Consider the following 23,399-nt stretch of genomic DNA (forward strand, 5'->3'; position numbering starts at 1 on the left):
AGTATGTGATTTCAGCCCACCCCGTGTGGGCTTTTTATTTGAAGGGAGAAACACCATGGGTCAACTGATTGCGGGCACCTGCTACGTCAAAGTGGACGGCGCTCAACTGACCATCAATGGCGGCTGCGAAGCCCCACTGATGTCCACCAAACGCGAAACCGTCGTACCGGGTTTCTACAAGGAAACCGACGTCGCACCGTCGTTCAAAGTGACGGCGCTGCACACCGCGGACTTCCCGCTCAAGCAACTGATTGCTGGCACCGACATGACCGTCACCTGCGAATTCAGCAACGGCAAAGTCTACGTACTGGCTGGCGCCTATCTGATCGAAGAGCCGGTTTCCAAAGGCGATGACGCCACCATCGAACTGAAGTTCGAAGGCATCAAGGGGACCTGGCAATGAGCGGCGCCGTGAAGCTTCAGGTTGCGATCGAAGCTCACGGCGAGCCGTTGACCGAACTCAACCTGCGCCGTCCGACGGTGCAGGAAGTACGGGCAATCAAGGCGCTGCCGTACAAGATCGACAAGAGCGAAGAGGTCAGCCTCGACATGGACGTCGCGGCCAAATACATCGCGGTCTGCGCCGGTATTCCGCCGTCGTCGGTCAACCAGTTGGACCTGGCTGACCTCAACGCATTGAGCTGGGCTGTCGCGAGTTTTTTCATGAGTGCGGCGTCGGAGCCATCACCGACCTGATCGCAGTCGCCTATGACCTGGCCTGGTTCTGGAAGGTTGACCCCGAACAGATGATGGCCAGGCCACTGGATGTGCTCCGCGAATCGCTGGAGCACGCGCAACGGATCAATGCGATGCAGCAGGTGCAGTGATGGCAGACGAAAACACGATAAAGAAATCGGTGCTGTTGACCGGCATCGATGAACTGTCACCCAAGCTCAAAGCCCTCGTTTCGAAGGTCGACAGCTTCAAAAACAACCTTGAACGGGCCGGCCTCGGCAAACTGGATATCAGCGGTCTGTTCAAGGGCGGTAGTGTGATCACGCCGTTCGTGGACGGGATCAAGGCGTCCGACGCGTTCAAGGGCAAGCTGGCCGAGGTCGGTGAGGCTGCAAAAGGCGTCGATATGCCGAATGCTCCCCAAAGCGCTGCGCAATCGATGAATGTCTTCAGCGATTCGATGAGCAAGGTTTCCGCCTCCATTGACGCGGCATTGGCCCCTGCTGTTGGCGCGTTGGTGGTGGGGTTGGAGCCATTGTTGACGGGGGTAGGGCGCCTGGTTGCCGACAACCCGAAACTGGTCGAGACGCTGGCGACTGCCGCCATCGCGTTCTCGGCAATGCAAACGGCGGTCACCGGGGCGACCCAGGTTTTTGATCTGATGAGCTCGGTGCTCAAGGTCAATCCGATCATGCTGATTGCCATGGGTGTTGCCCTGGCCGCCGGTTTGATCATTGCCAACTGGACGCCGATTTCTACGTTCTTCGTCAACCTTTGGGGCGGCATCAAAAATGTCGCCGCGAGCACGATGGCGGTGCTCGGCAAGGTGTTCAGCTGGACGCCGCTGGGCATGATGATCGCCAATTGGGGGCCGATTACCGGGTTCTTTTCCAGTATCTGGGAGGGCATCGAAGCCGTGACCTCGACGGTGGTGGACTACCTGAAAACGGCTTTTTCCTGGACACCTTACGGGATGATCATCGACAACTGGGCCGGGTTGACCGGTCTGTTCTCGGCGATCTGGGAATTGCTCAAGGCCCTGACGGTGCCGGTGATTGATTTCCTCAAAGGCCTGTTCGACTGGACGCCGTTGGGCATGATCATCAACAACTGGGGCGCCATCACTGGTTTCTTCAGTTCGACCTGGACGACCCTTCAGCCGGCGGCCCAGGTCATCAAGGATTTCTTCGGCACGCTGTTCGACTACTCGCCGCTTGGGATGATCATCAACAACTGGGGCGCCATCAGTGCGTTCTTCGATCCGCTGTGGGCCGCTCTGCAAGCCTCGGCGCAAGTGGTCAAGGATTTCTTCAGCGGCGTGTTCGAGTGGTCGCCGATGACGCAAATTGCGGCCAACTGGCAGCCGATCAGTGAAGTGTTTTCGGCGCTGTGGGGCGTGTTGCAAGCGCTGGCCGCACCGGTGCTGGCGTTTCTGCATGGCATGTTCGAGTGGACACCGCTTGGGCAGATCATCAAGAACTGGGGACCGATCACCGAGTGGTTCGGCGAGCTGTGGCAGAAGCTGCAAACCGTGATCGCACCGATCAAGGAGCTTTTCGACGGCGGCTTCGCCGGGCTGGTGGCGAAGGTCACCGGCAAAGTCGAAGGCCTGACCGAAGCACAGCGTCAGACCAATGCCGAAGGCAAAGGTGAACTGGCGCCGGCGTTCTTTGGTGCGAGCCCGACGCCGGCGGCGAACGGTGCATTGCAGGCCGGCTCCCTGACGCAAAACTCCAGCGCCCTGATCCAGCAAAGTGCCGCCAACAACCGTACGCAACTCGAGGGCGGCCTGACCGTGCGCTTCGAAAATGCGCCGGCCGGCCTGCGCACCGATCAACCGCAAACCAATCAACCGGGGCTGGCGCTCTCTTCGCGCATCGGCTATCGCTCGCTCTCTGCAGGAGGTTCCAATGAACTGGCGTGACCGCTTGTTGCCGGCATCCTTTCGCGGTGTCGGTTTCTGGATCGACCAGGCGAAAACCCCGGTGGGTCGTAAAGGTCAGTTGCACGAATATCCGCAACGCGACCTGCCGTTTTTCGAGGACCTGGGCCAGCAGGCCAAGACCCATGATCTGACGGCGTTCATTGTCGGCCCCGATTGCCTGGAGCAGCGCGACAAGCTGCTCAAGGCCCTGGAGCAGGGCAGTGGTGAACTGGTGCATCCGTGGCTGGGGCGGTTGCAGGTCAAGGTCGGCGAGTGCGACATGACCCACACCCGCCAGGACGGCGGGTTGGTGACCTTCGCCCTGAAGTTCTACCCCGATCAGCCACTGCCGTTCCCGACCGCGACCGTCAGCACACAAAAGGTCCTGTTGGCCAAAGCCGATACGTTGCTGGGTTCGGCGGTGGCGCGCTTTGAACAGGCGATGACCCTGATCAAGGCGGCGCGGATCGGCATCGCCAATCTGCGCAACAGCCTCACCGAGGTGTATGGCGTGATCAAGGAACAGCTCAAACCGCTGATCGAGCAGTACCGGCAGATCACCGATCTGGTCAAAGCGGTCAAGGAGTTGCCCAAGGAAGTGGCGACGGAATTCAAAGGCTTGCTGGGCGATATCAAGTCGCTCAAGGACTTCGCGAAGGAGGGCTATCGTGGCTTGATTGCCGACGTCTCCCAACAACTCGAAGACATCCGCAAGGCCGATGCGCCGAAGCTCACCACCGGCAAGGACACCACCGCCGCCGCGCAAGCCGTGGCCGATCTGGTGCAGGACACGCTGTTGGTCAAAGTGGCGCAATTTGTCGCGTCGATGCCGGTGGCCACCAAACCGGTGAAGACACCGTCGACACCGTCACTGGAGCAACAGGCGACGCAACCGGTCGTTCGTAACGAAGTGCCGGTCATCAACGATCTGCAAGTGCTGCAAAAGGCACTGGCCGCAGCGATCAACCCGATGCTGGACAAGGCCGGTCCCGCGCATTACCAAGCCATCGACGATGTGAAGCAGGCGTTGATCGCGCACCTCAAAGCCGTGGCTTCGTCCGGTGTGCGCCAGGTCAACAAGTCTTTCCAGGACAGCCTTCCGGCGCTGGTCGTGGCCTACAAGCAATTTGCCGATGCAACCCGGGTCGATGAAGTGACCCAGAGCAACGGTATTGCCCATCCGGGGTTCTTGCCGAACGCAGTGAAAGTCTCCGGGGAGTGAGTCATGAACGAGATGGACAACCGCGTCACGCTGACGGTCGGCGGGATGGAATACGGCGGCTGGAAAAGCGTGGAAATCAGCGCGGATCTTGAGCGTCAGTTCCGTACGTTCAAACTCAACATCACCTGGCAATGGCCGGGGCAGACCGTGGATCAGCGGATCAAACCCGGGGACGCCTGCGAAGTGCGGATCGGCAAGGATCTGGTGCTCACCGGTTACGTATTCAAGGCCCCGATCAGCTATGACGGGCGGCAGATCAGCCTGAGCATCGAAGGCAGTTCGAGCACCCAGGATCTGGTGGATTGCGCCGCGACCAATCGTCCGAATCAGTGGCACGGCCAGTCGTTGTTGAGCATCGTCGAAGCGCTGGCGATGAACTACGGCCTGTACGTGGTCAGCGAAATTCCCGAGACCGCCCGGCTCAGCAGTCACACGATTGTGCCGGGGGAAACGGTGTTTCAATCCATCGACCGCTTGCTGTCGTTGTTCCGGGTGTTTTCCACCGACGACGCCCAGGGGCGGCTGGTGCTGGCCAAGCCAGGCAGCAGTGGCCGGGCCAGCGATGCGCTGGAGCTGGGCAAGAATATTCTGTCGGCCAACGCGCCGATGGATTACAGCCAGGTGTTCTCTGAATATCGGGTGATCGGTCAGCACAAAGGGACAGACACCAAGAGCGGGGCAGCGGTCAGCGAAATTGAATCGGTGGCGACGGATCTGAGCTTCAAGCGTCGGCGCACCACGGTGATCAATGAAGGCACGCAGCTGACGTTCGAACTGGCGCAGCAACGGGCCAACTGGGAAAGCGCCACCCGGATGGGCCGGGCGCTGAGCACCACTTATCAGGTGCAGGGCTGGCGGCAATCCAACGGTGATTTGTGGCGTCACAACACATTGGTGCGGGTCAAGGATCCGGTGCTCGGCTTTGATGACGACATGCTGATCTCCAAAGTGACGTATTCGCTGTCGGCACAAGGCTCGGTCACCACCCTGCACGTCGCCCCGCCGCACACCTTCGACGCCAACCCCGAACCCCCGAAGAAAACCTGAGCCCGACCCCAACCCTCAAGGCATATGGGATGCCATTGCTGCGAACAGCGCCTAACCCTGTGGGAGCGAGCTTGCTCGCGATAGCGGTTGAGCATTCATCACTGCAGTCGCCTGATCCACCGCCATCGCGAGCAAGCTCGCTCCCACAGTGGTCTGCGTCGGTCCTGATTTAAAGGAAACCCAATGAGCCTACTGACACGCCTCCTGGCGCGCGGCACTGTCGTGCTCGCCAACTCGGCATCCAAGCTGCAATCGCTGCAAATGCGCCTTACCGCCGGCGAAGTGAACGACGACATGGAACACTTCGAACCCTACGGCTTCACCAGTAATCCACTGGCCGGCGCCGAGGGTATCGCCACTTTTTGGGAGGTGATCGCTCCCACGCCATCGTCCTGGTGGTCGCCGACCGCCGGTATCGCCTCCAGTCCCTGGCCGCCGGCGAAGTGGCGATTTACACCGACGAAGGCGACAGGATTCACTTCAAGCGCGGGCGGATCATCGACATCCAAACCGCCACGCTAAACATTCGCGCCAGCACCGCCGTGAACATCGACACACCGACCCTGACCCAGACCGGCAAGATCGTTTCCCAGGGCGACCAGGTCGCGGGCGGCATCAGCCAGATCAAACACGTGCACGTCGGCGTCCAGGCAGGCAGTGGCCAGACCGGCGTGCCGGCGGGAGGTCAGTAATGTTCATCAGCCAGAACCTCCACGCAGCACTGACCCGATCGGTGCTGATCAGCCTGTTCACCTGGCGCCGTGCCGCCGATGACGATGCCCTCGATGACGAGGAACGTTTCGGCTGGTGGGGCGACACTTTCCCCTCCGTGGCCGACGACCGCATCGGCTCGCGACTGTGGCTGCTGCGCCGGGTCAAGTTGACCCGGCAAACCCAGATGGACGCCGAGTTTTATGCCCGCGAGGCCCTGCAATGGCTGATCGATGACGGCCATTGCAGCGCCATCGACATCATCAGCGAACGCCTCGACGCCCAGCGCCTGAACCTGCGCACGGTCCTGACCCTGGCCGACGGCGAGCGCCTGGACATCAACCCCGATAACAGTTGGCAGGTGATCTATGCCGTTTGAAACCCCTTCGCTGCCGGTGCTGATCAAACGCACCCAAAGCGACCTGGCCAGCGATTCGCTGCGCCAGTCCGATGCGCAAGTGCTGGCCCGAACCCTCGGTGGTGCCGCCTATGGCCTGTATGGCTACCTGGACTGGATCGCCGAGCAGATCCTCCCGGACAAGGCCGACGAATCGACCCTGGAACGGATCGCCGCACTGCGTCTGAACCAGCCGCGCAAAGTCGCCCAAACGGCCAGCGGTAGCGTCAGCTTCACCGCCAGCGCTGGCGCGGTGCTGGACGTCGACACGCTGCTGCAATCGAGCGACGGTCGCACCTACAAAGTCACCGCCGCGCGCACTACCAGCAACGGCCTCAACAGCACCACCATCGCCGCGCTTGACGCCGGCAGCCTGGGCAATGCCGATGCCGGATTGGCGTTGACGCCGGTGCAACCGATTGCCGGCATCGTCGGCAGCAGCTTCATCGTGCTGGCGCCGGGACTCAGCGGCGGCGTGGCGCGCGAAAGTCTCGAGTCGCTGCGCTCGCGGGTGATCCGTTCCTATCGGGTCATCCCCCACGGCGGTTCGGCGCAGGACTATGAAACCTGGGCGCTGGAATGCCCCGGCGTCACTCGTGCGTGGTGCCGTGGCGGCCTGTTGGGGCCGGGTACGGTCAGTGTGTTCATCATGCGTGACGACGATCCGCAACCTGTGCCTAACGACGAGCAACTGGCGCAGGTTCAGGCCTACATCGAGCCGCTGCGCCCGGTCACCGCCGAGGTGCATGTGCAGCGGCCGATTCAGGTGCCGGTGGTCTATAGCCTCAGCGTGAACCCGGACACCACGGCGGTGCGCGCGGCGGTAGAAGCGCAGCTGCGTGATCTGCATAACCGTGAAGCTGATCTGGGCGTTGCGTTGCTGGTCAGTCATATCCGCGAGGCGATCAGCAGCGCCAGCGGTGAATACGATCACACGCTCAAGTCACCCCTGGCCGATGTACCGGCCAACAAAAGCGAACTGCTGACCTTCGGAGGTTGCGTATGGGGGGCATAAGAACCGCCGCGCAATACCACGCGCAACTGCGCAGCCTGCTGCCGAGCGGCCCGGCGTGGGACCCGGAACAGGTGCCGGAACTGGAGGAGGTCCTCGAAGGCATTGCCCTGGAACTGGCCCGACTCGACGCCCGCGCCGCCGATCTGCTCAACGAGATGGACCCGGCCGGCGTCAGTGAGTTGGTGCCGGATTGGGAGCGGGTAATGAACTTGCCTGACCCCTGTCTGGGCGCCACGCCGCTGTTCGATGACCGTCGCCTGGCCGTGCGCCGCCGCTTGCTGGCGGTCGGCAGCCAAGCGGTTGGCTACTACCTCGAGATCGCCAGAACCCAGGGCTACCCGAACGCCACCATCACCGAACTCGAAGCCCCGCGCATGGGCCGCTCGCGTTTCGGTGCGGCGCACTGGGGCACCTGGGAAGCGCAGTTCATGTGGACGCTCAACACCGGCGGCCGCTTGCTGCTGGGTCGGCGTTTCGGCGCGAGTTACTGGGGCGAACGCTTCGGCGTCAACCCGGGCTCGGCGCTGGAGTGCCTGATCCACCGCAGCGCCCCGGCGCATACCAAGGTGCACATTAATTATGACTAGGGAGTAGGGGGATGGATTATCCGAAAAGTGTGCCCAGTGCCGGGTTGGTGAATGGGACGTTTGTTGATGAAAACCCGTTGATGGGGACGCCGGGGTCGTTGATTCCGGCGAGTTGGGGCAATGGCGTTACGCAGGAGATTGTGAACGTTATCAAGGCTGGGGATTTGACTCCGGATGAGACGAAGTTCGATCAGTTGTTGCAGGCGATTCAGAGTGTTTCGGCAAAGGGCTGGAATCTGGATTCAGCATTACCGATTGGTTCGTTGCCACCGGCGACCGTGGCTACGGCGGATGGGCGTTTAGCGGTGACACCGATGGCGGCGGCTACCAGCGGCGGGAAGGTGTCGATTCCGGCAGGGGTCATACTGAGCCTCGGTCAGGAAGTGGTGGCGGGGCAGTTGGGACGCTCGCGCACGTTCACCACTCAGGCGTGGAGCAGTGCGGATCTGTTACCGACGTCCAGTTACTTTCTGCGGGCGCAGGTGATCGGTGGTGCGCTGACGTTCTACATGCAACGCGGAACGATATATGACGCCGCACCCGATGGCTTGAAGGGCTCTGTCAATGGTGCGGCGGGGGGCGGTTTTCAGTCCACGCCGCTGGATATATGCATTGCCTGGGTGGTGACGGCAGCGCCGGGTTCTGTGCCGATTGTCAGGCCTGTTTACAACCGCAACCGTCTGGCCTGGACACAGACCGTCAACGGCAACGGCGTGGTTTACCTGCCGCTGGATCCTCATGCGCGGGCGGCGCGTCTGGTGGTGGGTAACCCGATGCCGCATTCGACTGGGATTACCACGGTGGCCTTTGCTCCGGGGGGATGGATGGGTGGCAACTACTCATATCTGTCACCGGTCAGTACCGGCGCAAGTGGCTGGGATGGTTGGGGCACTGTTGGAGCCGCGGCCTGCATTTTTACCAGCAACGTCGTTAATGACACGACGGTTTCAACCCTGACCGCCAGCTTTGATCATTCGGAATTGCGTTCGCTCTGGCAGTGCTATCAGGCCGAGCATACCTACAACGCAGGTATTGCTGCGAGCGATGAGCTGCTGCTGTCCATGGGAATTAAAACCTTCTCCCAGCCGGACTATTCCAATGGTATTGCCATTAACTTCAGCTCGGCGGTGAACGTGCATTTTTCCTGGGAGTTGATCCGATGAACGTCATTCAAGAGCTGCATCAGTTCGAGGACGGCCTGCGCCCTACGCAACCTTCTGCTGCCCATGGCTGGGACGGCGAAAAATGGGCGCTGGACGCCGAAAAAGTCGCATTGCTGGAACAGCAGGAAGCTGAACGCCTATGCGTCAGCGTCGATGCGGCTGCAGACAGCGCTCGCAACATTTTGGCCGGTGATCCGCTCAAAGCAATGGAATACGCCCAAGCTGCCGCAGACGCCCAAGCCTTTATGGAAGAGGGCTACCCGAAAAAGAAGTGCCGCTATCAGTGGCTGCCGGGGTTGTAAAAGGGCGAACCGCTAAACAGGCGGCGGACCAGATTCTTGGCAAAGCCACGCAACTTACCGAGCATTTGCTGACCCTGCGTACTTTGCGTCTAAAGGCCAAAGCGCAAATCAATACACATGTGGCCAAAGGCAGCATGGACTTGGCCAGAGGTGTCAGCGAAGAAGCCATTGTGGCGATTCGCAATGTGGTGAATGACTCGGAAAGTTAGCTCAGCGAAATTTGCTCTACACCTTGTGCCCACTTAACCGTGGGCATTTTTTTATTCAAACGCCGCCTGCTGCGCTGTTGTGCCAATAGCGACGCATGACTTTTTTAATGACAGGAAACACCCATATGGATTATCCAAAAAGCGTACCCAGTGTCGGGCTGGTGAATGGAAAATTTGTCGATGAAAACCCGGTCGCGGGCACGCCCGGTTCGTTGATTCCGGCGGTCTGGGGCAATTCGGTTACACAAGAGATTTTGAGTGTGGTTGCTGGCGCCGGGATGGCGCCGTCGGAAGCAGACAACGGTCAGTTGCTCAAGGCGATCCAGGCGATCATTGGCGTGACCAGCCCCATGCGTTCAGTAATCACTCGAGTAGCAGCATCCAAAGTGCTGGCGGTAGAAGAACTCGGCCTGGTGTTGGTTGATGCCTATGCGGCAGCGACCACCATCACTCTGCCGCCCTCCAACGCGGCATTGGGCGTTCGTGACGTCATCGTTCGACGTGTGGAAAACAGTGGTAATCGGCTTGTGGTTCAGGCTTCCGGCGCTGACCAAATCCGCTTCCATACCCATCTTTCGCCGGTTGGTTATCCGTTTCTGGTGTTAATGGGCGGTGGCGACTGGTGGCATCTGCGCAGTGATGGTGCAGGCTGCTGGTGGCCGGTGGGACGCTTCGACAACACGCCGTTGGGGCGACCGTTTTTTGAAACGACTTTGCAACTGAGTCCTGGCGGCTATGGTGCGCTTAACGGCACGGTCATGAAACGTGCCGAGTGGCCATGGCTCTGGGACCACGCGCAACTGTCGGGAATGCTCGGCACTGAGGCCGCTCGGGCGGGCAACGAAGGCAAGTGGACCAGCGGGGACGGGGCATTGACGTTCCGTGGTCCGGAAGGGCGCGGAGAGTTTTTGAGGGTTCTGGACGAAGGGCGTGGTGTTGATGCAGGACGAGTCATGGGCGGCTTTCAGTCCGGCACGATTCACTCCTACACCATGGGGGCTCAAGGTGCCGGGGCTGTGGGCTCTCGATGGTCCGACAGCCTGACGGCATTTGGTGCAGATACCCGTGAAGAGTTCCAGTACGTCACCGGCCTGGCCAATGGCGGTCCCATTTTTCCCGCCGGAACGATTTATCAGCAGGACACGGCCAATACCATGCTGTGCTCCTTCAAATCTCGCCCGCGCAACATCGCCTATCCCGGCCGAATCAAACTGATCTGAGGTGCCCATGTTTAATTATCTGATTGATAACTCGGGCGCCCTATCGGGGCCGGTCGAGTTTTTTGTGACGCCAGGTATTGGTATTCAACTACCCGGTAATGCGGTTGAACTTTCATTCGAACTGCCTCAACCGGAAAGCGGCCGTATTTGGGCCTTAGTGAATAATGTGCCGCGAGAGGTCATTGATCGTCGCGGTATGGTTTATCGCAAGGAGGGTGGCGGTCAGCAAATCTGGAACGAACTCGGAGAGTTGCCAGAAGACTTTACCGCCGAACCATGGCCGGGTGACTACTACATCTGGCGTGATAACACCTGGAAACCTGACGATGCGGCTCGGCTGGTTGACTTCAAAATCCAGGCCTTGGCCAAGCGCGACAGGCTGCTGAGCGAAGCGGTTCTACGCATCGCCCCCTTCAATACGCCGAAGACATCGGCGATGCCTCTCACGATGAGCAGTTGGCATTGCTGGAGTGGAAGCTCTACAGCGTAGAACTCAATCGTCTGGAACAACAAGCGGGTTTTCCAAGTGAAATCAATTGGCCGGTGGTTCCTGGTTCCAGCGCGAAACAGTAGCGGATCTATGTCGCCTGGTACGGAGAAGTAAAAATGGATTATCCAAAAAGCATCCCCAGTGTTGGCTTGGTCAACGGCTGGTTTGTTGATGAAAACCCTGTCGTCGGCACTCCGGGATCGCTGATTCCTGCTGTCTGGGGCAACAGCGTCACGCAAGAGATTCTGAACGTGATCAAGGCTGCCGGGCTGACCCCCGATGAGGCCAAGACCGATCAATTGGCAATGGCCATTGGCGCCTTGGTCGACTTCACCAAAATGAAAAACACCCCGACCACCTTAAGTGGTTATGGCATCACTGATGCGTCGGGGCGGCTATTGGCGGTAAAGCAGTTCGAGACGGTCGGCATTACTGTTTATCGTCCCAATCCCAGGGCCAAACGGATTCGCGTGCGGTTGGTCGGTGGTGGTGGTTCTGGAGGTGGTTGCGGACCTGTCGCGGCGAATTATCAGGCCTTGGGCGGAGGTGGTGGTTCGGGCGCCTATGCCGAAAGCCTGTATGACGTAACGCCGGAAATGCTGGCAGGCGTGCCTATTTCGCTGGGTGCTGGTGGCAGTCCGCGCAATACAACCGGTCTGGCGGGCGGCGGTGCGTCTTTTGGGAGCTACATGAGTGCATCGGGAGGGGCTGGCGGGCCAATCCTGACAGTGGCGTTGACGGGAACCTCATCCGGTTGTGTTCAGGGCGGGGTAGGAGGGCAAGCGGTCACGGGAGGAAATCTATCCAGTGCCCGCGGCAACACGGGTGGTTATGCAATGAGCAATGCCGTATGGGGGCTCCTTTCTGGCATGGGGGGCGCCAGCCCGTTCGACGGCGGCGGCCCATTCACAGGCGTAAACCTTAGCGCCAATGGCGGTGTACGCGGTTCTGGCGGCGGGGGGCTTGTTCCAGCAGTGCCTCTGCTTCCATTCCCGGCGGAGTTGGCGGTAATGCCTTCTGTGAAATATGGGAGTACGAATAATGGCTATGTATGCTCGGGTAGAAAACGGCGTCGCTGTTGAGCTGATTGATACCGGTGATTATGCGATCGCCCAACTGTTTGCTCCGTCTTTCGTGACCTCGATGGTCCGTGTGCCTGACGGTGTCGATCTCGAGGTAGGTTCGGCGATAAGCAGCGTCAATCAGGACCTTGTACCCCCACCTGTACTGGAAAGTGCGCTGGCTATAGATACGTCATATGCCAGTAGCGAAGAAACTGCAGAGCCGCAGCGCGCCTGGCGCCAAGCCACTCTTTCGAACAGCCAGTGGCTACTGAACCGACATCGCGATGAACAGGAACTTGGCCGTGTGACGACGCTTACGGTGCCGCAGTACCTGGCACTGCTTGAGTACCGACAGGCGCTGCGCGACTGGCCAACCTGCGCAAATTTTCCGACAGCTATATCCCGGCCAAAAATGCCTGACTGGCTGGCACAGGCTACTGGCGCGGACTCCAAGTTTTAACTGAAAGGACATGGACGATGGATTATCCAAAAAGTGTACCCAGTGCGGGTTTGGTCAATGGAAAGTTCGCGGATGAAAACCCACTGACCGGTGTGCCGGGATCTTTGATTCCGGCCAGTTGGGGCAACGGCGTTACTCAGGAAATTCTGGGCGTCATCAACAGTGCGGGCTCTGTCGCGGACGAAAGTGATAACAGCCAATTGAACGCGGCGATCAATACACTGATTACCAAAAAGCAAAATGAAAGTCTGGCGAGTCAAGAAGAAGCCGAGTCAGGTGTCAATGCAACTAAGTTGATGACACCACTGCGGGTCTTTCAAACGATTGCAAAGAAGGTGCTACAGGCGACAGAGTCCATCGTAGGCATTGCAAAAATTGCCTCTCAGGCCGAAGTCAATGCGGGCGTTAGTGATGCGTCTATCGTGACACCGAAAAAACTCAGACTTGGGTTTATGGTCAGGCTGGGGATTTCTGGCTATATCGTTTTTCCTTCTTGGATGGGCGGGTTGATCCTTCAATGGATCAGCGGCGCCGCGAGTCAGGCCGCCAATAGCGGTTATGGCGATATCAACTTATGGCCGTTGACGTTTCCCAATGCGCTGTTTCTTGCGGTCGTCACTCATGAAGGCACTGCGTCAGGAACATCTATGACGTGGAACAACGCGTCAGTGAGTCGGCTTATAGGTCTTAATGTGCGCTGCCCGGATTGGTCCTCCGGCTCCATTGCCGCCCGCGTTATCGGAATAGGATATTGAATATGTATTATTTTTCTCCCTCGACGTCTGGCTTTTATCATTCGGACTTACATGGCGACAGTATTCCTTCCGATGCCTTCAAATTAAGCGAGGGTGAATACTGCGCACTGGTGTCGGATGCTCCTAAAGGAACGGTTCTAACCTTAAACAGCGACGGGCGCCCGGAACGAGTTTTACTGGCCGCACAAACCAATGACGCTATTGAGAGAGCTTGGCGAAACAAGGCACTGGAATTGACTCAGTGGCTAGTCGTTCGTGATGGTGAAGAGCTGGAAATGGGTGAAGGCACCACGTTGAGCGCTGTGGAGTTCAAGGAGTTGCTGGCTTATAGGCAACATCTGCGGGACTGGCCTTCAGCCCCCGACTTTCCTGAAGCCGGGTATCGCCCTGTTGAGCCGGACTGGCTCGAAAGCGCTCTTTTGAAAAGTCACTAATGCCTCCTCACAACTAAAGAGTAGATAGATGGAAATGTCCGTCACGAATGACCAACTAATAAGCATCATGCCCAACGCCCGCTCCCAAGCGGGCGTTTTCATTTCCGCCCTCAATACCGCCATGAACCACCGCAACATCAACACCCCCAAACGCATCGCCGCTTTCCTCGCGCAAGTTGGCCATGAGTCCGGGCAGTTGCAGTACGTGCGAGAACTGGGCAACAACCAATACCTGAGCAAATACGACACCGGCACGCTGGCTCTACGTTTAGGCAACACGCCAGAAGCCGACGGTGACGGCCAGAAATACCGGGGCCGTGGGTTAATCCAGATCACCGGGCGTAACAACTACCAGCAATGCAGCCTCGGCCTGTTCGGCGATGAGCGCCTGCTGTCGCTGCCTGAACTGCTGGAACAACCGCAATGGGCCGCTGAATCGGCAGCGTGGTTCTGGGAACAGAACGGCTTGAACGAGTTGGCCGACCGTGACCAGTTCAACAACATCACTCGCCGGATCAACGGCGGCTTGAACGGGCTCGAGGATCGTCTGCAACTCTGGGCACGGGCGAGGGCGTTGCTATGCCAGCCTTCGGTCTGATTTCCTGGCGGGTGATTGGCATCGTTGTGTTGGCCGGTTTCTCGGCGGCGCTGGCCTGGCACTTTCAGGACTGGCGCTATGGTCGGCAACTGGCGGAACAGGCCAGGTTGCAGGCCGAGACGCTGAACCAGCTAACCCAGGCGGCCGCCACGCAACAACAAGCGGTTCAGGACAAACGCCAAGCCCTGGAGCAACAGCTGTCGGCCAGTGAACAAACCCATTATCGAGCGCTTAGCGATGCCCAACGTGATCAAGGTCGCCTGCGCGATCGTCTTGCCACTTCTGATGTGCGGTTGTCAGTCCTCCTCGATGCCCGTGACGTTGCCTCAGGCAGTGCAGTGCCAGCCGCCTCCGGCGCCAGCGGCGTGGATCATGGCGCCCCGCGAGCCCGACTTGACCCGGCGCATGCTCAACGAATTGTCGCCGTCACCGACGCCGGAGATAACGGATTGATTGCGTTGCAGGCTTGTCAGGCCTATATCAGAGCCATCGTTCGCTAACATTTTGATCGGTTCTGCGTCTTGCAAGCGCGGTTTGCTCGTGTACGGTGGTTCCATTCAGCTGATCAGGAGTGGACCGTGAAAGAAATCACCCAGCTCGCCGCGGAACTTGGCAGACGCCTGCAGGTTCTCAATGCCCACGTCACCACCGCCGAGTCTTGCACCGGCGGCGGCATCGCCGAGGCGATCACTCGCATCCCCGGGAGTTCGGCGTGGTTCGAGGCCGGTTACGTGACGTACTCCAACCGCCAGAAAACCCTGCAACTGAATGTGCCAGAGGCGTTGTTTACGACGGCGGGGGCGGTCAGTCGCGAGGTGGTCGAGGCCATGGTGCTGGGCGCGCAGGACAAAAGCCATGCGCGATTTGCCGTGGCAGTCAGCGGTATCGCGGGGCCGGACGGCGGTTCTGCGAGCAAACCCGTAGGCACGGTCTGGCTGGCCTGGGGCGTCGGCGAACAGGTGTTCAGCGAGGTCCAGCACTTCCCCGGCAACCGCGACGAGGTCCGCCGACAAACGGTGAAGGCCGCGCTAGAGGGGCTGCTGCGCCATGCCGCTGGAGAAATCTCAAATCAGGGGTAGGCGATCCTGAAACGCTGTGGAATAATACTGGCTACTTATACAGGTGTTGGCCGTCAGGCCTTATTGATTACGTGAGGACTTTAATGGACGACAACAAGAAGAAAGCCTTGGCTGCGGCCCTGGGTCAGATCGAACGTCAATTCGGCAAGGGTGCCGTAATGCGTATGGGCGATCAGGACCGTCAGGCGATCCCGGCTATTTCCACTGGCTCTCTGGGTCTGGACATCGCGCTCGGCATTGGCGGCTTGCCAAAAGGCCGTATCGTTGAAATCTACGGTCCTGAATCCTCCGGTAAAACCACGCTGACATTGTCCGTGATCGCCCAGGCTCAAAAAGCCGGCGCGACCTGCGCATTCGTCGACGCCGAACACGCCCTCGACCCTGAGTACGCCGGCAAGCTGGGCGTCAACGTCGACGACCTGCTGGTTTCCCAGCCGGACACCGGCGAGCAGGCACTGGAAATCACCGACATGCTGGTGCGTTCCAACGCGGTTGACGTGATCATCGTCGACTCCGTAGCCGCTCTGGTGCCAAAGGCCGAGATCGAAGGCGAAATGGGCGACATGCACGTGGGCCTGCAAGCCCGTCTGATGTCCCAGGCGCTGCGTAAGATCACCGGTAACATCAAGAACGCCAACTGCCTGGTTATCTTCATCAACCAGATCCGTATGAAAATCGGCGTGATGTTCGGCAGCCCGGAAACCACCACCGGTGGTAACGCGCTGAAGTTCTACGCTTCGGTTCGTCTGGACATCCGCCGTACTGGTGCGGTGAAAGAAGGTGACGAGGTTGTTGGTAGCGAAACCCGCGTCAAGGTTGTGAAGAACAAGGTGGCTTCGCCGTTCCGTCAGGCCGAGTTCCAGATTCTTTACGGCAAAGGCATCTACCTCAACGGTGAGATGATCGACCTGGGTGTTCTGCACGGTTTCGTCGAGAAATCCGGTGCCTGGTATGCCTATGAAGGCACTAAGATCGGTCAAGGCAAAGCCAACTCGGCCAAGTTCCTGGCAGACAATCCGGAAATCGCCGCGAAGCTCGAGAAGCAATTGCGCGACAAACTGCTGACTCCAGCGCCGGACGTCAAAGCATCGCCAGTCAAAGAGACTGCTGATGACCTGGCTGACGCTGATATCTGATTGATCCGATGACCGCCGTACTCGATACACTCGTCGCGGTGCGGCGAACCGCAATGGACCTGCTCGCACGACGCGAGCACGGTCGAGTCGAGCTGACGCGTAAACTGCGTCAGCGCGGCGCTCTCCCTGAAATGATCGACACAGCACTCGACCGGCTGACGGAAGAAGGGCTGCTGTCCGAATCCCGTTACCTCGAAAGCTTCGTTTCCTACCGTGCCCGTTCCGGTTACGGCCCTTTGCGCATTCGTGAAGAGCTGGGCCAGCGCGGCCTGCAACGTACCGATATCGAGCTTGCCTTGCGCGAAAGCGGTATCAACTGGCACGAACAACTGGAAGACACCTGGCGGCGCAAGTTTGCCGGGCACTTACCGATAGACATGCGCGAGCGTGCCAAGCAAGGGCGCTTCCTGGCTTATCGGGGTTTTTCCATGGAGATGATCAACCGCTTGTTCAGCGGTCGAGGAATGGACGATTAAATAAAAACGGCCCGCTATTTCGATAGCGGGCCGTTTTTTTGCCTTTTATTTAGGTCACTTTGGACGGTTCCCGAGTGCGCTGCTGCGCCTGGGGTTTGGGCTGCGCCCAGTTTTCCGGCAGGTTGATAAAGTCCACCAACTCCCGCAAGCGCCCATGATCACGGGCGTTGAAGGTGAAGGCCAGTCGCACCAGATGGCTGAACTGCGGCTCATCGTGCTCCTCACCGGCGTAGGTATGCTGATGGAAGTGGTCGCTCAGGCACAGGTCGGCGAATGCCGTCTGCATGTGTTTGAGCGCTCCGTCGCTGAGCTTGTGATTCATGCGAATCACAAATTGATGCTTGAGCCAGCGGCTGGAGTGGAAGTTGCTGTAGAACTGGTTGATCTGCTCCACCGCCTCTTCGGCGCTGTAGACCAGGCTCACCAGCTTCATGTCGGTGGGCAGGATGTAGCGATTCTCCTCCAGTTGATGGTGGATGAAGTCCAGTGCGCCTTGCCAGAACTTGCCACCCGGCGTATCCAGCAACACCACTGGTACTAGTGGGCTTTTGCCGGTCTGGATCAGGGTCAGCACTTCCAGTGCTTCGTCCAGCGTACCGAAACCGCCCGGGCACAGGACCAGCGCGTCGGCTTCCTTGACGAAGAACAGCTTGCGGGTAAAAAGAAGTGGAAGGACAGCAGGTTGGTGGTGCCCTGGACAGTAGGGTTGGCATGCTGCTCGAAGGGCAGCGTGATGTTGAACCCCAGGCTGTGTTCCAGGCCGGCGCCTTCATGGGCTGCCGCCATGATGCCGCCGCCGGCACCGGTAATGACCATCAGGTCCGAGCGCGCCAACGCGGCGCCGAGCTCTCGGGCCATGCCATACAACGGGTGTTCGATCGGTGTGCGGGCAGAGCCGAACACAGTGACTTTGCGCCGCCCTTTGAACTGTTCCAGCACACGGAAAGCATGCTCCAGTTCGCGCAGGGCTTGCAGGGTGATCTTGGCGTTCCAGCGGTTGTGATCTTCCTGGGCCATGCGCAGCACGGTCAGGATCATGTCGCGGTAAATCGGGATGTTGGGGCTGTTGGGTGAAACCAGGTTGAGTTGCTCTTCGACCTTGCTGGTGAGGTCGTGGCCGCTTTCTTCGAAATGACGGCTGAGGAGGTCATTCGGTTGGTAAGGCATTCAACTTCTCCTTATGCACAGAACCCTTGGCTCCGACAAAACAGTCGTCGCCGCGACACTCCGTGTGTCGCTGTCTGCCCAAGCCCTTGCCTGGGCGTTCCACCTGACCCGAGTTGCAATCGAGTCATCCATACAGGCTCTGTTTTTCCCTTGGATGAAAGAAACATTCGCACAACAAGACGCGTAATGGGCGGCCCCTTTGCGGCCCTGAAAAGTGAACATGACTATCTGAATCTAGACCTTCGCGGTGATTTGCGCTGACTTGATCATTGCGCCGCAAAGTCTTTCCTGGCAACCGCTTATTGACGATTCGCAACGTAGTTTCACCGCTCGTCTGAAGGCAAGCCCGGTAGCTGCGGCTCTGATTTACTAAGTTACAGGCGTGACACGACAACTTTGCGTCAATGGCAGTACGCAAGGTTCGCGCAGTTCAGGGATTTGAGTGTGCAGGGAGGCGGGAAATCATGGCCAGAGTGACTCTGGAGATCGATGCGCAACTGTATCGATTGTTGAAATCGTCAGCCGAGGCCAATCATTTGAGTCTTGAGGAGGAGTGCTGCCGGCGTCTGGGCGGCGGCGAGCGCCGTTCGCGGTATTTGCAGGCCTTGCTGGCAGAACTGCGCGCCGAAGATGAACAGCGGCGCGCTAATGCTCGATAGTTACTTCTTCTTCGCAGGTGTGGCTTTCGGGCAATCAGATTCCTGATAGCTGGCGGAGCCGACCGAGCGGTTGGTCTTCACCTCAGTGAAGTCGTAACGCATGACCGCGCCCTTGGCCATCAGTTTGCGGAACGATGGGTTATTGCAGACAGAGGCACCCAGCTGGAAATACACAGCTTTTGGATCGGCACGCATCTGGTCGGCATGGCTGCTTTGCACGCTCAAGTGGTTGATCAGTACATTGCCTTCGACGGTGTAGCCCTGATCAAGAATGTCTTCGTTGATCGCCCGTGGCGTGCCGGCGCTGCTTTGTGCGGCGACGTTTCGCAGCTCTCTGTTGAGATTCTGCTCACTTAAGGAAGCAGCCTGAGCGCTGAAGGACGACGCCAGCAAAATGGCAGCGGTGGGAACGATAAGGCGCAGCATGAAACTCTCCTGGTTCAGTGACTGGTGGTTTCGACCAGCCACATGACTGTGCGTTCAGTGGCGGCGAATTATAGGGGAGCAGGCCCGGACGGTACAGGCTTGCACCGGCCGCTCTGGTAAACTGCCTGCACTTTTCTGCCTTGCCGAGTGCTTTTTGTGTCGATTTTCCTTACCTGTCGGCGTTGCCTGCGATGAATTCCGTCCCTGCTGAGTTTGCGGTAAACGCCGTCGCCCGTTTGCGCGATGAGCGTGAAGAGGCCGGCATCAAGCCGATTCAGGCCCGTGGCTGGCGCGCCACCCGTTGCCGTGCCTGCCGGGTGATCGAGAGCCATTGCCTGTGCGCCTGGCGTCCGCAGGTTGAAACCCGCTCCGGCGTGTGCCTGATCATGACCAACAAGGAAGTGTTCAAACCGAGCAACACCGGCTGGCTGATCGCTGATGTGGTGCGCGACAACCATGCGTTCATCTGGTCGCGTACCGAAGTCGATCAGCAACTGTTGGATCTGCTCGCCGACCCGCAATGGCAGCCTTACCTGGTGTTTCCGGGCGAATATGTCGAGCCTGAGCGGGTAACGAATACGGTCGACACCGATAGCGCCAAGCGGCCGCTGTTTATTCTGCTGGACGCGACGTGGACTGAAGCGCGGAAGATCTTCCGCAAGAGCCCTTACTTTGACCGGTTGCCGATCCTCAGCCTGCTGCCCGAAAAACTCTCCCGCTACCGCTTGCGTCGCTCGACCCGCAGCGAGCATCTGTGCACCGCCGAAGTGGCGGCGCTGTGCCTGGATCTGGCGGGGGATAACGACGCGGCATCGGCACTGGACGCTTACTTCGATGTGTTCAGCCAACATTACCTGGACGCCAAGCGTCAGCTGGATATGAACGTTTCAACCCCGGCCCACGCGGAACTGATGCCCTTCGTTCAAGGCGCGGCGCCGGTGATGTGCTGAGAGTCGCCCATACTGCAAACAGCGGGGCGGGCCACGCAACTTGACCACCCTGGCTTCGCTGGGCATGCTTGGCGCCGATTAGGGCGCGGCCAAGGTTTGATACGCCGTATTCTTTACGTGATAGCCACGTGATTGGCGTTGAACGTGCCCTGTTGGTGCAGCTCCGTGGCTGTACCTCGAGTTGTTTTGGTGAGGCCTGAATGCATCAGGCGTCCCATAAAAAACAGGATCATTTGAAAAATGGCCACATACGAAATCCTGATTGCCGATGACCATCCTCTTTTTCGTAGTGCCCTGCATCAAGCGTTGACCCTGGGCCTGGGCCCGGATGTCCGTCTGGTGGAAGTGGCGAGCATTGCCGAGCTGGAAACCCGCCTGGACGAAAAGGCCGACTGGGACCTGGTGCTGCTGGACCTGAACATGCCGGGGGCCTACGGTTTTTCCGGGCTGGTGCTGTTGCGCGGTCAGTACCCGCAGATTCCGGTGGTGATGGTCTCGGCCCAGGAAGAAGCCTCGATCATGGTCAAGTCTCGTGAGTTTGGCGCCAGCGGTTTCATTCCCAAGTCGAGCGACCTGAGCGTTATTCAAAAAGCCGTGCGTGCGGTACTGGATGGCGATGTCTTCTGGCCGCCCCAGGCGTTCGAAGCCGTCATCGTCTCGGCGGAGGCAAAGGCTGCCAGCGAAGGGCTTGCGAGCCTGACGCCCCAACAGTTCCGGGTGTTGACCATGGTCTGTGAAGGCTTGCTGAACAAACAGATTGCCTACGAGCTGAGCGTTTCCGAAGCGACGATCAAGGCTCACGTGACGGCGATTTTCCGCAAGTTGAATGTGCGGACCCGGACCCAGGCAGCGTTACTCTTGCAACAACTTGAGTCAATTTCGAGCCATTAAGGCGTGGCCTATTCACGCTTTTTTGACTTTCGTTACTCTAGCTTTCCCACTCCTTTTTGGTTCAGTTGCCCACGATATGTCACCTTTTAAAGGCCAGACCGGCCTAAAACGCATCCTTAACGCCTCCGGTTACTCGCTGGATGGCCTGCGCGCCGCCTTCACTGGCGAAGCGGCTTTTCGTCAGTTGGTGTTGCTCAACGTCATCCTGATTCCGATTTCGTTCTTCCTGAACGTCAGCCGCGTCGAACAGGCGTTGTTGATCGCCGTCTGTCTGCTGGCCCTGATCGTCGAGTTGCTCAATTCGGCGGTAGAAGCGGCCATCGACCGCATTTCCCTTGAATTGCACCCACTGTCCAAGAACGCCAAGGACATGGGCAGCGCCGCGCAATTCGTGGCGTTGAGCATGATTGCGCTGGTGTGGGCGGTGATTCTGCTTTAAGCGATGGTGGGCAGCACGATCTCGTCGCTGCGCTGAACCCCGGCGGTGAAGGCGCGGCACAGATCGAGGAATTCGCGCATCGCCGATGTCTGATATTTCTGTTTGTGCCAGATGAAATAGAACTGCCGCGCCAGGTCGAGATCCGGTGTCTCCACCGCGACCAAACTGCCGCGTCGAAAGGCATCCCGCAGCGCCAGCCGCGAAATACAGCCAATCCCCAAGCCTGACTCCACCGCGCGTTTGATCGCTTCGGTGTGTTCTAGCTCCAGGCGAATGTTCAGCGCGCTGCGATGGTGACGCATGGCCTGGTCAAAAGTCAGTCGCGTCCCCGAGCCTTGTTCGCGCAGGATCCAGGCCTCATGGGTCAGCTCTTCCATGCTCGCCGTGCCGCGTTTGGCCAGCGGATGCTGGGGGCGCAGAACACCACCAACTCATCTTCGACCCAGCTTTGCACTTCGATGTCGGGGTGGCTGCAGTCGCCTTCGATTAGACCCAGATCAATTTCATAGTGGGCGACTTGTTGCACGATGTTGGCAGTGTTCTGCACATGCAGCTTCACTTGGCTTTCCGGATGGCGCTGCATGAAGCTGCCGATCAGCAACGTCGCCAGGTAATTGCCGATCGTCAGGGTCGCACCGACTGCCAGTGAGCCGAAACCGGACTTGCCGTTAAGCAGGTCTTCGATTTCCTTGGCCTGGTCGAGCAGGGCCACCGCTTGGGGCAGCAGCTGTTTGCCGAGGGCGTTGAGGCTCAGCCGTTTGCCGGCGCGGTCGAACAACTGACAGCTGCACTGGCGCTCTAGCTCGGTGATCGAGGTGCTTGCCGCCGACTGCGAGAGGTTGAGCAGGCCCGCAGCACGGGACACGCTTTCCTGCTGAGCGACGGCGACGAAGACTTGAAGTTGACGCAGAGTAAATCGCATATCGATATAACCGATAACCCTTATCTTAATAATCCAGTTAACAGATATTGTGGCTGCCATTAGAATGCGATGCAATTGCGCGCGGCCGCTCTTTTTGTGGAGCAGGCGCAGAGCACGCGCAGACCAATCTCCAGGAGTCCGACGTACATGAGCAACATGAACCACGAGCGTGTCCTCAGTGTTCATCACTGGAACGACACTCTGTTCAGCTTCAAGTGCACCCGCGACCCGGGCCTGCGCTTCGAGAACGGTCAGTTCGTGATGATCGGCCTGCAACAGCCCAACGGCCGCCCGCTTATGCGCGCTTACTCGATTGCCAGCCCGAACTGGGAAGAGCATCTCGAGTTCTTCAGCATCAAGGTGCCTGATGGTCCGCTGACTTCGCAGTTGCAGCATCTGAAGGAAGGCGACGAGATCATCATCAGCAAGAAGCCTACCGGCACGCTGGTGCTGGATGACTTGAAGCCTGGCAAACATTTGTACCTGCTCAGCACCGGTACTGGTCTGGCGCCGTTCATGAGCGTCATTCAGGACCCGGAAACCTACGAGCGTTTCGAAAAAGTGATCCTGTGCCACGGCGTACGTTACGTCAACGAAGTCGCTTACCGCGAATTCATCACCGAGCACCTGCCGCAGAACGAATTCTTCGGCGAAGCCCTGCGTGACAAGTTGATTTACTACCCAACCGTGACCCGCGAGCCGTTTGAGAACGAAGGTCGCCTGACCGACCTGATGCGCAGCGGCAAGCTGTTCAGCGATATCGGTCTGCCACCGATCAACCCGCAGGACGACCGCGCCATGCTGTGCGGCAGCCCGAGCATGCTCGACGAAACCAGCGAAGTGCTGAACAGCTTCGGCCTGAAAGTTTCGCCGCGGATGCGCGAGCCGGGTGACTACCTGATCGAGCGTGCGTTCGTCGAGAAGTAAGCACACCGCATCACTGAAAAGCCCCCATTGCCTGTGCAGGCGATGGGGGCTTTT

General features: G+C 59.0%; 24 protein-coding genes and 6 pseudogenes. 27 read left to right on the top strand and 3 right to left on the bottom strand.

Annotation, left to right across the window (positions count from 1 at the left end):
- Nucleotides 1–55 precede the first annotated feature (55 nt).
- From RHM58_RS15150 to recX, 22 genes and pseudogenes are all read left to right on the top strand, one after another.
- Complete coding sequence (locus RHM58_RS15150; RefSeq protein WP_201195460.1) at nucleotides 56–403, top strand: phage tail tube protein; 348 nt, start codon at nucleotides 56–58, stop codon at nucleotides 401–403.
- Nucleotides 400–696: a phage tail assembly protein gene (locus RHM58_RS15155; RefSeq protein WP_054047093.1), complete on the top strand. Its 297-nt coding sequence runs from the start codon at nucleotides 400–402 to the stop codon at nucleotides 694–696. The genes RHM58_RS15150 and RHM58_RS15155 overlap by 4 nt, the downstream gene beginning before the upstream one ends.
- Before the next feature lie 130 nt (nucleotides 697–826).
- Complete coding sequence (locus RHM58_RS15160) at nucleotides 827–2,599, top strand: phage tail protein (protein WP_322270689.1); 1,773 nt, start codon at nucleotides 827–829, stop codon at nucleotides 2,597–2,599.
- Nucleotides 2,586–3,821 (top strand): DNA circularization protein, encoded by a 1,236-nt coding sequence (locus RHM58_RS15165; protein ID WP_322270690.1) that lies wholly within the window; start codon nucleotides 2,586–2,588, stop codon nucleotides 3,819–3,821. The genes RHM58_RS15160 and RHM58_RS15165 overlap by 14 nt, the downstream gene beginning before the upstream one ends.
- Before the next feature lie 3 nt (nucleotides 3,822–3,824).
- Nucleotides 3,825–4,868, top strand: a complete 1,044-nt coding sequence (locus RHM58_RS15170) for a phage baseplate assembly protein (RefSeq protein WP_322270691.1) — start codon at nucleotides 3,825–3,827, stop codon at nucleotides 4,866–4,868.
- Between the two features lie 183 nt (nucleotides 4,869–5,051).
- A pseudogene (locus tag RHM58_RS15175) lies at nucleotides 5,052–5,560 on the top strand (phage baseplate assembly protein V).
- Nucleotides 5,560–5,958: a phage GP46 family protein gene (locus tag RHM58_RS15180; RefSeq protein ID WP_201201153.1), complete on the top strand. Its 399-nt coding sequence runs from the start codon at nucleotides 5,560–5,562 to the stop codon at nucleotides 5,956–5,958. Before RHM58_RS15175 ends, RHM58_RS15180 begins: the two are co-directional and overlap by 1 nt.
- Nucleotides 5,948–6,991, top strand: a complete 1,044-nt coding sequence (locus RHM58_RS15185; protein ID WP_322270692.1) for a baseplate J/gp47 family protein — start codon at nucleotides 5,948–5,950, stop codon at nucleotides 6,989–6,991. Before RHM58_RS15180 ends, RHM58_RS15185 begins: the two co-directional genes overlap by 11 nt.
- Entirely contained in the window at nucleotides 6,979–7,578 is a 600-nt protein-coding gene (locus RHM58_RS15190; RefSeq protein ID WP_201256039.1) for a YmfQ family protein, read from the top strand. The genes RHM58_RS15185 and RHM58_RS15190 overlap by 13 nt, the downstream gene beginning before the upstream one ends.
- An 11-nt stretch (nucleotides 7,579–7,589) precedes the next feature.
- Nucleotides 7,590–8,741, top strand: coding sequence for a phage tail protein (locus tag RHM58_RS15195; RefSeq protein ID WP_322270693.1), 1,152 nt, complete (start codon nucleotides 7,590–7,592; stop codon nucleotides 8,739–8,741).
- A pseudogene (locus tag RHM58_RS15200) lies at nucleotides 8,738–9,252 on the top strand (phage tail protein). Before RHM58_RS15195 ends, RHM58_RS15200 begins: the two are co-directional and overlap by 4 nt.
- 125 nt (nucleotides 9,253–9,377) lie before the next feature.
- Complete coding sequence (locus tag RHM58_RS15205) at nucleotides 9,378–10,472, top strand: phage tail protein (RefSeq protein WP_322270694.1); 1,095 nt, start codon at nucleotides 9,378–9,380, stop codon at nucleotides 10,470–10,472.
- 7 nt (nucleotides 10,473–10,479) lie between these two features.
- A pseudogene (locus RHM58_RS15210) lies at nucleotides 10,480–11,045 on the top strand (tail fiber assembly protein).
- 33 nt (nucleotides 11,046–11,078) lie between these two features.
- Nucleotides 11,079–12,004, top strand: a pseudogene (locus RHM58_RS15215) (hypothetical protein).
- Nucleotides 12,004–12,486, top strand: coding sequence for a phage tail assembly chaperone (locus RHM58_RS15220; RefSeq protein ID WP_322270695.1), 483 nt, complete (start codon nucleotides 12,004–12,006; stop codon nucleotides 12,484–12,486). Before RHM58_RS15215 ends, RHM58_RS15220 begins: the two are co-directional and overlap by 1 nt.
- Nucleotides 12,487–12,503: 17 nt before the next feature.
- Complete coding sequence (locus RHM58_RS15225; RefSeq protein WP_322270696.1) at nucleotides 12,504–13,241, top strand: hypothetical protein; 738 nt, start codon at nucleotides 12,504–12,506, stop codon at nucleotides 13,239–13,241.
- Between the two features lie 2 nt (nucleotides 13,242–13,243).
- Entirely contained in the window at nucleotides 13,244–13,675 is a 432-nt protein-coding gene (locus tag RHM58_RS15230; RefSeq protein WP_322270697.1) for a phage tail assembly chaperone, read from the top strand.
- A gap of 34 nt (nucleotides 13,676–13,709) precedes the next feature.
- The gene (locus RHM58_RS15235; RefSeq protein ID WP_322270851.1) at nucleotides 13,710–14,273 is read left to right on the top strand and encodes a glycoside hydrolase family 19 protein; all 564 of its coding nucleotides are present in this window, start codon (nucleotides 13,710–13,712) and stop codon (nucleotides 14,271–14,273) included.
- Nucleotides 14,255–14,773 (top strand): lysis system i-spanin subunit Rz, encoded by a 519-nt coding sequence (locus RHM58_RS15240; RefSeq protein WP_322270698.1) that lies wholly within the window; start codon nucleotides 14,255–14,257, stop codon nucleotides 14,771–14,773. The genes RHM58_RS15235 and RHM58_RS15240 overlap by 19 nt, the downstream gene beginning before the upstream one ends.
- 78 nt (nucleotides 14,774–14,851) lie before the next feature.
- Nucleotides 14,852–15,352: a CinA family protein gene (locus RHM58_RS15245; RefSeq protein ID WP_201201181.1), complete on the top strand. Its 501-nt coding sequence runs from the start codon at nucleotides 14,852–14,854 to the stop codon at nucleotides 15,350–15,352.
- 83 nt (nucleotides 15,353–15,435) lie between these two features.
- Nucleotides 15,436–16,488 carry a recombinase RecA gene (recA, locus tag RHM58_RS15250; protein WP_007907270.1) on the top strand — a complete coding sequence of 351 codons (1,053 nt, stop codon included), beginning with the start codon at nucleotides 15,436–15,438 and terminating at the stop codon, nucleotides 16,486–16,488.
- An 8-nt stretch (nucleotides 16,489–16,496) separates the two neighbouring features.
- Complete coding sequence (gene recX, locus RHM58_RS15255) at nucleotides 16,497–16,964, top strand: recombination regulator RecX (RefSeq protein ID WP_201201183.1); 468 nt, start codon at nucleotides 16,497–16,499, stop codon at nucleotides 16,962–16,964.
- Between the two features lie 49 nt (nucleotides 16,965–17,013).
- On the opposite strand, the pseudogene RHM58_RS15260 reads toward recX, so the two are convergent.
- Nucleotides 17,014–18,131, bottom strand: a pseudogene (locus RHM58_RS15260) (TIGR00730 family Rossman fold protein).
- Between the two features lie 464 nt (nucleotides 18,132–18,595).
- Between RHM58_RS15260 and RHM58_RS15265 the strand changes: the two are divergent.
- The gene (locus RHM58_RS15265; protein WP_201201187.1) at nucleotides 18,596–18,790 is read left to right on the top strand and encodes a hypothetical protein; all 195 of its coding nucleotides are present in this window, start codon (nucleotides 18,596–18,598) and stop codon (nucleotides 18,788–18,790) included.
- On the opposite strand, the gene RHM58_RS15270 is transcribed toward RHM58_RS15265, so the two are convergent.
- Nucleotides 18,791–19,216 (bottom strand): PA3611 family quorum-sensing-regulated virulence factor, encoded by a 426-nt coding sequence (locus RHM58_RS15270; protein ID WP_201201189.1) that lies wholly within the window; start codon nucleotides 19,214–19,216, stop codon nucleotides 18,791–18,793.
- A gap of 191 nt (nucleotides 19,217–19,407) precedes the next feature.
- Here RHM58_RS15270 and RHM58_RS15275 point away from each other — a divergent pair, with 191 nt between their 5' ends.
- The 3 genes from RHM58_RS15275 to RHM58_RS15285 all read left to right on the top strand — a co-directional run bounded on the left by RHM58_RS15275 (nucleotide 19,408) and on the right by RHM58_RS15285 (nucleotide 21,496).
- Entirely contained in the window at nucleotides 19,408–20,166 is a 759-nt protein-coding gene (locus tag RHM58_RS15275; RefSeq protein ID WP_322270699.1) for a tRNA-uridine aminocarboxypropyltransferase, read from the top strand.
- Between the two features lie 240 nt (nucleotides 20,167–20,406).
- Entirely contained in the window at nucleotides 20,407–21,057 is a 651-nt protein-coding gene (gene erdR / locus RHM58_RS15280; RefSeq protein WP_201201191.1) for a response regulator transcription factor ErdR, read from the top strand.
- Nucleotides 21,058–21,133: 76 nt separating this feature from the next.
- Nucleotides 21,134–21,496, top strand: a complete 363-nt coding sequence (locus RHM58_RS15285) for a diacylglycerol kinase (protein ID WP_046029258.1) — start codon at nucleotides 21,134–21,136, stop codon at nucleotides 21,494–21,496.
- Here RHM58_RS15285 and RHM58_RS15290 read toward each other — a convergent pair.
- A pseudogene (locus RHM58_RS15290) lies at nucleotides 21,493–22,604 on the bottom strand (LysR family transcriptional regulator). The gene RHM58_RS15285 and the pseudogene RHM58_RS15290 sit on opposite strands and share 4 nt — an antisense overlap.
- On the opposite strand from RHM58_RS15290, the gene fpr reads away from it, so the two are divergent.
- Nucleotides 22,566–23,345, top strand: coding sequence for a ferredoxin-NADP reductase (gene fpr, locus RHM58_RS15295; protein ID WP_003443014.1), 780 nt, complete (start codon nucleotides 22,566–22,568; stop codon nucleotides 23,343–23,345). The pseudogene RHM58_RS15290 and the gene fpr sit on opposite strands and share 39 nt — an antisense overlap.
- The last annotated feature ends 54 nt before the right edge of the window (nucleotides 23,346–23,399 follow it).

Origin of the sequence: Pseudomonas sp. 10S4 (assembly GCF_034344865.1) — a bacterium.
Classification (GTDB): domain Bacteria; phylum Pseudomonadota; class Gammaproteobacteria; order Pseudomonadales; family Pseudomonadaceae; genus Aquipseudomonas.